7 protein-coding genes and 1 pseudogene are annotated in these 9,294 nt (G+C 47.4%); 4 read left to right on the top strand and 4 right to left on the bottom strand.

The window, feature by feature from the left end; genetic code table 11:
- Positions 1-798: 798 nt before the first annotated feature.
- Both IQ263_RS27020 and IQ263_RS27015 read left to right on the top strand, forming a co-directional pair.
- The gene (locus IQ263_RS27020; protein WP_194071138.1) at positions 799-1,602 is read left to right on the top strand and encodes a TPM domain-containing protein; all 804 of its coding nucleotides are present in this window, start codon (positions 799-801) and stop codon (positions 1,600-1,602) included.
- 505 nt (positions 1,603-2,107) lie between these two features.
- A complete protein-coding gene (locus tag IQ263_RS27015; RefSeq protein WP_194071137.1) occupies positions 2,108-2,731 on the top strand; it encodes a precorrin-8X methylmutase in 624 nt (207 codons plus the stop codon).
- 190 nt (positions 2,732-2,921) lie between these two features.
- Here the strand turns inward: IQ263_RS27015 and IQ263_RS27010 are convergent, their stop codons facing one another.
- The 3 genes from IQ263_RS27010 to dapB form a co-directional block, all read right to left on the bottom strand.
- A complete protein-coding gene (locus IQ263_RS27010; protein WP_194071136.1) occupies positions 2,922-3,476 on the bottom strand; it encodes a hypothetical protein in 555 nt (184 codons plus the stop codon).
- A gap of 225 nt (positions 3,477-3,701) precedes the next feature.
- The gene (locus IQ263_RS27000; protein WP_194071134.1) at positions 3,702-4,409 is read right to left on the bottom strand and encodes a phosphate ABC transporter permease; all 708 of its coding nucleotides are present in this window, start codon (positions 4,407-4,409) and stop codon (positions 3,702-3,704) included.
- Between the two features lie 527 nt (positions 4,410-4,936).
- Entirely contained in the window at positions 4,937-5,764 is an 828-nt protein-coding gene (gene dapB / locus IQ263_RS26995; RefSeq protein WP_194071140.1) for a 4-hydroxy-tetrahydrodipicolinate reductase, read from the bottom strand.
- A 370-nt stretch (positions 5,765-6,134) separates the two neighbouring features.
- Here dapB and IQ263_RS26990 point away from each other — a divergent pair, with 370 nt between their 5' ends.
- Positions 6,135-8,606, top strand: coding sequence for an EAL domain-containing protein (locus tag IQ263_RS26990; RefSeq protein ID WP_228050395.1), 2,472 nt, complete (start codon positions 6,135-6,137; stop codon positions 8,604-8,606).
- Positions 8,607-8,831 (top strand): hypothetical protein, encoded by a 225-nt coding sequence (locus tag IQ263_RS26985; protein ID WP_194071133.1) that lies wholly within the window; start codon positions 8,607-8,609, stop codon positions 8,829-8,831.
- Positions 8,832-8,853: 22 nt separating this feature from the next.
- On the opposite strand, the pseudogene IQ263_RS26980 reads toward IQ263_RS26985, so the two are convergent.
- Positions 8,854-9,000 (bottom strand): annotated as a pseudogene (locus tag IQ263_RS26980) (IS1 family transposase); the annotation flags it as partial.
- Between the last annotated feature and the right edge of the window lie 294 nt (positions 9,001-9,294).

Raw genomic sequence — 9,294 nt, 5'->3', positions numbered from 1 at the left:
AAGGTTTTGTGAGTCGGAATTCCCGGCAGTTGTGGGGCGAAAGTTGGGGCAAGTCCGGGAATTAAGGATTCCACTTCTATTAAAGGTTCTCCAATCGGGTCTGTTAAAGGCACTCGCTTGCACTCCTTGAGAAATGGTTAATTTCTTTTAATTCATTCTTCAGCGGTTACTCATCATTATCGGCTTGACTCGATTATAAATATATTCGGAAAAATACAGAATTTCATATTTTTTTTGGGTGTTGGTAGTCTGTTTGATTTCCCGTATATTGACTGAGAGTTTTTGTGTTTATGCTGAATTTTTATGAAGGTAAGTTTTTTGAGGCAGGAAAATACTTAAATAACCGATCGCACATACGGTCTCTCTTTGTTACGATCGGCTTCTATTATTAATAGTCCGGGACGCACTCCTACCAAAGAAACCGGGTTTTTTACCTCATCTGCTGCTCTCCGTGAAGTATTCTCCTAAAAAAACCCGGTTTCGCACGGGCCCCGATGCGTAAGTCCCGATCAATTAACGGAACTGCGATCGCACCTTAGATGAAAATAGAAGGAGACGGACAACCCAAGATACTCGCCCCGTCAGGAAATCGAGCTCTTGTTTAATGACCGTTGGCCCCCGATCGCGCGCCTCTACAGTTAATTGTCAGCCCCTTCCCCGATCGCAAACTTTCTTCCCCCAACTCTTCCCCTTGCTCTCGCCTTCCTGTAAAGTAAATAATTGTAAAGAAATATTAGTTTTCTCTTATCCCTTGGTTAAGACCGCCAGCTACCATTGATACCTGAATTAGAAATTCCTATGTCACAGCTTTTCCCCCGCAAATTTCTAGCCTCTGCTGCTGCCTTTTTCCTGGCTTTGTCCCTGTGGACGATCGCACCTGCAGCCCACGCTTTCAACAATCCCGATTTGTTGCCAGAAATTCAGACACCAATCATTGACCTAGCTAAAGCCCTTACGGATATTGAAGAAGAGGATTTGGCAAAAAATTTAAATGAATTTGAGACGGAAACCGGCTGGAAGCTGCGAGTGCTGACTCAGTACGATCGCACGCCCGGTTTAGCTGTCAAAAGTTATTGGGGCTTGGATAGCAAGAGCGTGTTGCTAGTTGCTGACCCCCGAGGGGGCAATTTGCTCAATTTTAATGTCGGCGACTCGCTGTATCCGCTGCTGCCGCGAAGTTTTTGGGTGGAACTGCAAACTCGCTACGGCAATCAGTTTTTTGTCCGGGAAAATGGCGAAGATCGATCGATCATTGAATCTTTAGAGTCGATACAAGGCTGTTTGCGTCAGGGGGGGTGTCGCGTGGTTCCCGGTTTGCCGAGGGAACAGTGGGTTCTGACATTAATTTCATCGGTGCTCGGCGGGGTGATCTGCGGGTTTGCCGCTCAGCCCCGGAAACCCGGACAGCTTGTGGCTTGGCAGTGGGCGCTGATTTTTTCGCCGCTGTGGGGGATTCTGTTTTTAGCTTTCGGAATTGGGCCTGTGGTGACTCGGACTTCTGACTGGTTGCCTTTGACTCGAAATGTGGCCGGTTTTGCGATCGGGGCTTTGGTAGCATTCTTAACTCCGGTTTTGGGCAAGTCTCCTTCTGAGGAAAATTAGTTTTTTAGGAGTCATCAGTCATTCGTCATTAGTCATCAGTCATTAGTGCTGTCCCCGCGATCGAACGTCATCAGTCATCAGTCAATAGCGTGACTTTTAGAAACCGAGTTTTTTATGGAATCTGGGGGCGGCAACGAAGTTAACTCGTCAACAAACCCGGTTTCTCAGCCTCGCGCGCAAGTCCAAAGAAACCGGGTTTTTTAGCTTTTTTGTCGGCTGTAACGAAGTATTGCTGTGAAAAAACCCGGTTTCTAGACACCCTGCGTAATTTTTGAAACCCTTGATTAGACTGCTTCTTCCTTTTTTCTTCCTGATGACGTTGGACGGAAAGCTCGGGGGAACAGCACTAATAACGTTGGACGTTGGACGTTGGACGTTGGACGGAAAGCTCGGGGGGGACAGCACTAATGACTAATGACTAATGACTAATGACTTCTTCCTTCCGTTCTGACAAAAAGCTGGTAAGCTGATACTTGATAATTCACAGGCGACAGCTATCCAACAAATGGAATGGCACGTAAGCGATGCCCAGAGTCTGGGATTAATCGATAGCGAAATTGGCGACCACGGTTTTTCAGCGGCGGAGTACGAAATAGTCCGGCGCGTGATCTATGCGACTGCTGATTTTGAGTACAAGTCTTTAATTAGTTTTTCCGATCAGGCTTTGCAAGCCGGGGCGGCTGCTTTGGCTGCTCGAACTACGATCGTAGTAGATGTGCCGATGGTTCAGGTGGGCATTACGCCACAAATTCAAAGTACCTTTGCTAATCCGGTTTATTGTTCGATGGAGGCTTTGACGCGCCCTCAAAAGGAAAAGACGCGGGCGGCTTGGGGGATTGAAACTTTGGCTAAACGCTATCCTGAAGGGATTTTTGTCGTCGGCCAGGCTCAAACTGCTTTGTCGGCCCTCGTCGATTTGATTGAGGCTGAGGAAATTCGACCGGCTTTGGTGATTGGGACTCCTTCAGGGTTTGTGGGGGTTGATGTGGCTAAGTCGCGGCTGCACGATTCGATGGTTCCTCACATTCGGATTGAGGGGCGCAAGGGTTCGGCGGTGGTGGCTGTGGCGATTATGAACGGGTTGGTGGATTTGGCTTGGCAAGCCTACGGTCAAGAGGGGAACAGTTGAGAGTTGACAATTAACTAATTCTCAGTGTCAAGCCCTTGTCATTATCCCAAAATCTGCCTAGAAATTGATCGATATTCAGTTTTTTTTCACAGGACTTGCGCCATGAGACAGGGGTTTTCAACCCCTGACTGGTTTCTTCGATATTGATGCCTAATTGCTATTAGATTTATTACCTCCAAGGCAGTCGCAGCTAGATTTTTCCTGGTAGATTCTTCAATTTTGCGCCCAACAAAATCACCAACCCTACACCAATTCCCGCACCGAAACTGATTAACAATACCATCACAAAAGGCGGAATTTCTGTATTGCTTAATGGTATGTAAAATTTGCGATCGGGCGGGTCTTGTTTTATCAAATAAGGCGCGCCGCTAGCCACTACGCCCACAACTCCTAAACCAAAACCTACTATTTGAATTGTTGCTTCTAATTTTGCGTCGCGATAGGCTTCTTCTATAGCCACTACGCCTCTAATTGCTTCCATCGTCTTGTCTAGCAAGCCGGTGCCGTGTTTGAAATAGCCTAAGTCAAATTTGATTTGTTCGCTGAACTGCGGGCAAGTTTCTTTGCTGAATAATTCGAGCAAGCTCAAATCGGCATCACTATTATTATAATTTTTTTGAGCCTTGATGTCAAGACTTATTCGATCTAATTTTTTTTGGTAATTTTGGGCGTTAATGGCGATCGTATTTTGCCGATTTTCCAGATCGATCGGCAATCGAGTATACTCTACAGCGCGCGGTGGCATCTCAATTGTCTGACTTTCCAGATACTCTAATTCCTTGGGCTTTAAACCCGCAATCTAGCATCAGCTATCAGCGAGAGAGACTACAGGTTTTCGGAGTAAAAACCCGGTTTCTGGGTGAGTGGCTGGGGTTGAAGAAACCGCGTTTTTATGGATGTTTAGGGTTGGTGGTGAATGTTTGGGAGAAAAACCCGGTTTCTGGGTGGCTGGGGTTGGGGAATTTGTTGTTTAATAATCGGCGGTTCGTCTTTTGACTTCTCTGTTTTGATTGTTGGTATCCCGCCCTTTTTTTCTACCTTTTTTAATTTGCTGGCTCATTTCTACAAACAAATCTCTGCGTAAATAAGGATAGTCGCTTACCCACACGTCGCGGCTGGGTATGTAAATGTCGGAAACTTTGGCAATTGTACCCAAGTCTTCTATATCTGACATGATTAACATTAATGCTGCTTGGCCGGGAACAATTCCCTGATGTTCCTTGCGTAAGGGAGCTCGCAGTGTGGTGGTAAATCCGGTTTTGTCGCCAATTTCTAAGTTGATTCGGGGTTCTAGGTTGTCGATTATTACGAGTTGTCCTTTTTGATTGACTGTTTCTTCTTGACTTGTGATTTCATCTGTGATATAAATATCCAAAATTCGTCCTTGCCAAAAACCACAATATTTATGTTTGCGGCATTGTGCATTCCGCAAACTTGCCCACAAAATCGGGCCCCACAGCCAGTACAAACCTGCGATCAATCCGGTAATTAAAACTAGGGGCCCGACATCGGAACCGACGAAGCTATAGATGACTAGCACCAAAATTACGCTGACTGCTGAGATTAACATTCGCCTGAGAAAGTCGGGGGGTTTTCCCCACATATATTTGTATTGCACTCCGGTGGCGACGGCGGGAATTAGTTCTTGAAATGTTTCGCGGGTTAAGGGAATTAGCATAGGAAGAAGGAAGAAGGAAGAGGGAAGAGGGAAGAAGGAAGAGGGAAGAGGGAAGAAGGAAGAAGGAAGAAGGAAGAAGGAAGAGGGAAGAAGTTATTGGTTATTGGTTATTGGTTATTGGTTATTGGTTATTGGTTATTGGTTATTGGTTATTGGTTATTGGTTATTGGTTATTGGTTATTGGTTATTGGTTATTGGTTATTAGTGCTGTCCCGGCTGAGCTTTCCGTCCAATGTCATCAGGAAGAGGGAAGAGGGAAGAGGGAATAAGTTAATTACCCTACAATAACTCGATCCCCCCTAGCCCCCCTTAAGAAGGGGGGGACAAGATTCCGATCGAAGTTCGTCTTTTTAAGGGAGATTTAGGGGCTCTAGACTTGGCTGCAAGCGATACTCATCAAAGGTTTAAGGCGATTGTCGAAACTAATAATAACTATCAACTAACAACTAACAACTAACAACTAACAACTAACAACTAACAACTAACAACTGACAACTAACAACTAAGAACTGACAACTGTCAACTAATTACAGGATTTTTTCTAATCCGTAAACGAGCGATCGCAATTCTATGATTTTTCGCACTGATAACAAAACTCCGGGCATATAACAAGCGCGATCGCTCGTATCGTGTCGTAATGTATAAACTTGACCAGGGCCGCCAAAAATTACTTCTTGGTGGGCAATTAAACCGGGTAAACGGATGCTGTGAATCCGAATTCCTTCGTCTGCTAAAGAGCCTCTGGCACCGGGCAATTTTTCGGTTTCTTCTACTTGGGCGGGATTGAACGTTTTCCCCATTTCTGCTAGCATTTGGGCGGTTTGGATGGCTGTGCCGCTGGGTGCGTCGGCTTTTTGATTGTGGTGGAGTTCGATAATTTCTACGTGTTCAAAATATTGAGATGCGGTGACGGCGGCTTGTTGCAGCAGCACCATGCCGATCGAGAAATTGGGTACAATCAAACAACCTATGCTGGCTTTGTCGGCAAATTCCGCGAGGTTTTGAATTTGGGCGGTACTCAATCCGGTAGTGCCTACTACGGGCCGTATACCGTAAGCAATAGCCGATCGCACGTTTTCGTAAACTGACTTTGGGTGCGTAAAGTCCACCATCACGCCTAACTGCTTTTCCTGAGCGGCTAAGGCCAGCATTCCTTGCAAGTCGTCGGTGATGGGAACTTCTAACGGGCCGCACCCGGCTAATTCTCCCGCATCGGCGTTGAGGGACTCAGGAGAGCGGTCTACAGCGCCAAATAAGGTCATGTCGCTAGCACTGGCGATCGCCTTAATTACTTCGCGGCCCATCTTGCCGCCAGCACCGTTAACAATCACCGGAATCGGAAGTTGATTGGCCATAATCTCAAAAATATCCAGAAAGTTCGATCGACTAAATTTTAACGCTTGTGGAAACTTGTGGAAACTTGGGGAAACGGAGGAATCCCAGACAGCACTTTTCGGCAGATACGATTCAAACCCAGTTTCCCATCCGAGAAATACTTTGCCAAATCGATTAATTAGCTTAAATAAACTCGGTTTCGGCACAAGTTCTGAAAAAATTATACTCAATCTCATAATAAGCTCAATTCTGTAAGAACAAACTTGTGGTTAGCTTTATTTGCACCCGTATATCTTTGCTGTGACTGCCAAATTTTCTCGAAATCTTTGTTCTGTACTGTCTCTGGCAACTGGCCTGAACCGGAGTTCTCAAGGCCGGCGGGTCAGGATTTTGCCTGCTTTGTTGGCAGGCGCAACTGTAACGCTGCTGAATACGGGAGCTCAGCGGTTGGGATGGTATCAAAGCTTGGAATTGGGAACTTTTGACTCGTTGGTGCGCTTGGAGCCGGATGCGGGCCCAGATCCGCGGATGCTGATAGTGGGAATTTCTGAGGCGGATATTCAAACTCTGGGGAGGTTTCCGATTTCCGACGGGGCGATCGCCAAAACCTTGACAAAACTCCAAAAGTACCAGCCAAAAGTCATCGGTTTGGACTTGTACCGCGATTTGCCTCAAGCCCCCGGACACCAAGAATTGCTGGCGGAGCTCAAGGCGCCGAATCTGGTGGCGATTACTAAATTGAACGATTCAGACAGTGGGGGAGTGCCCGCCCCTCCGGGGATGCCGCCGGATCGGGTGGGTTTTAATGACTTTTTACTCGACGCTGACGGGGTGGTGCGCCGCAATTTGCTCTCAGTCGCGAAACCCGACAATACTGCTGCTGCTTCCTCGTTTTCTTTGCAAGTGGCTTCGCTGTATCTCAAGGACAAGCTGCAGCCGACAGATAGCCGTGTCAATCCCCATCAAATCAACTGGGGGAAAGCAAAATTTGTGCCTTTAGCATCTGACAGCGGTGGCTATGCAAATCTTGATGCTAGAGGCTACCAAATTCTGCTCAAATACCGTTCTGCTGTTGGGGTGGCGCGACAAGTCAGTATCCTGCAAGTATTGAAGGGCGAAATTGATCCGAGTTGGGTAAAGGACAAGATTGTGCTGATCGGGACGACTGCACCGAGTACCAGAGATGTGTTTCTCACGCCCTACAGCCCGGTTAAAAAGCAAAATCCGAAAATGCCGGGGGTGTTGCTGCACGCTCAAATGCTCAGCCAAATATTGACTGCTGTTTTGCAGGGGCGATCGGTGTTTTGGGTGTGGCCAGAATGGGCAGAAATTCTGTGGAATGCTGCTTGGGCGGTGCTGGGCGGGCTTGTGGCTTGGCGGATTCACCACCCATTGCGGGCGGGATTGGTTGTGGGTGCGGCTTTGGTGGGGCTGTTGGGGATTAGTTTTTTGATTTTTACTGAGGGTGGGTGGGTGCCGCTGGTGTCGCCGGCTGTGGGTTTGGTGGTGACTGGTGCGGGGTTGAGCGCTTACAGGAAGCTTTACGATGCTTTTCACGACTCTCTGACTGGTTTGCCGAATCGGGATTTGTTTGTAGAGTGTTTGGGGCGGGCGATCGTCAATACTAGGCACCACCGCAGCTATCTGTTTGCGGTGCTTTTTTTGGATTTAGACCGATTTAAGGTGATTAATGATTCTTTGGGTAATTTGGTGGGGGATGAGTTGCTGATGGCGGTGGTGGTGCGGTTGCAGGCGAGTGTCAGCATGGCGGATACTGTGGCGCGGGTGGGGGGCGACGATTTTGCAATTTTGGTGAGGAATGTTGATGCCCAGAGTGCGGTGGATTTGGCCGATCGCATTCATCAAGCTTTAATTGTGCCTTTTGAACTCGGAGGCCAGGAAGTGTTTGTCACTGCTAGCATCGGGATTGCGGTGGGTGGCCAACCCGCACTCGCCGCCCGGGAACAGCCGGAACACTTGCTGCGGGACGCTCACACGGCGATGTACCGGGCTAAGGCTTTGGGAACGGGAAGGTATCAGGTGTTTAATGCTGCGATGCACGATTTGGCGTTGGAGAGGTTGCAGTTGGAGACGGATTTGCGGATGGCTGTAAAACGTCGGGAGTTTTTGCTTTACTACCAGCCGTTTGTGTCTTTAGCCAGCGGCAGGATTATTGGGTTTGAGGCTTTGGTGCGCTGGCAGCACCCGCAGCGGGGCTTGATTTCGCCGGTTAAGTTTATTCCGGTGGCTGAGGAAACGGGGGCGATTGTGCCGCTGGGCGAGTGGGTTTTGGAGGAGGCTTGTCGGCAGTTGCGGCTGTGGGAGGGAATGTTTGATTTCGATCGACCTTTGATTATGAGTGTAAATTTATCTGGGAAGCAGTTTGCTCAGCCGGATTTGATCGATCGCATTCGGGCTATTTTGGGAACAACGGGTTTGAGTGCTCAGAGTTTGAAGTTGGAGATTACTGAGAGTGTGGTGATGGATGATGTGGAGTCGGCGATCGCGGTTTTAAAGGAGATGAAAGCGCTTAATGTCAAGTTGGGAATTGATGATTTTGGTACTGGTTATTCGTCGTTGAGTTATTTGAGTCGGTTTCCTACGGATACTTTGAAGGTTGATAAGTCGTTTGTGGGGCTGATGGAGCTCGAAAGCGAGGGGGAAAATGTGGCGATCGTGCGGACGATTGTGGCGCTGGCTCACGCTTTGGGGATGGATGTGATTGCTGAGGGTGTGGAGACGGCGGCACAATTAGCTCGGTTAAGGGCGATCGGCTGCGAATACGGTCAAGGTTATTTTTTTGCTAAGCCTTTACCGAGCGAGGCTGCGACTGCTTTGATGGCTTCTGAGCCGCAGTGGTAGTTGTGGGTTATTAGTTATTGGTTATTAGTTATTGGTTATTGGTTATTAGTTATTGGTTGTTGGTTATTGGTTGTTGGTTATTGGTTATTGGTTGTTGGTTATTGGTTATTGGTTGTTGGTTATTGGTTATTGGTTGTTGGTTATTGGTTATTGGTTGTTGGTTATTGGTTATTGGTTGTTCGTCATTGGTTATTGGTTGTTCGTCATTGGTTATTAGTCAGGTAGTAATAAATATGTAGTGATATGGTTATTGGCTCAAAACATAGTTGTAATGATGGATAAAATACCAAATATCACCAATATGATTGTCTAATTTTTTAGAAAATGAAAGAGTCTTTCTTGCGAGACGAGAAACACGTTGGTGCAAAGTATTATTACATCTTTCAATACGATCGCCCAGCAGTTTCAGTCTTGGACGCATCAGTACCGCAGAAACCTGGTTTTTTACCTAATCTGTGACCTCCGCTTCTGCCTCCGAAGGCAGGAGGCAGGAGGATTTTTTCTTAATCCCTTGCCCCTAAGTCGGTACAAGCCTCTCCTTTAAAGGGGATCAGAAATTGGGAGGGGTCTGAATCCTCTTCCAATTGCCAACCTCCTGCCTCCTGTCTTTCAACTCCTGCCTCCTTCAAGAGGAGAGAAGATTTTCATCCATCAAACCCGGTTTCACCAGTCCCCGCCCGCCCCAGCT

Origin of the sequence: Tychonema sp. LEGE 06208 (assembly GCF_015207505.1) — a bacterium.
Taxonomy (GTDB): Bacteria; Cyanobacteriota; Cyanobacteriia; order Cyanobacteriales; family Microcoleaceae; genus Microcoleus.
This window is presented reverse-complemented; position numbering and strand designations above follow the sequence as displayed.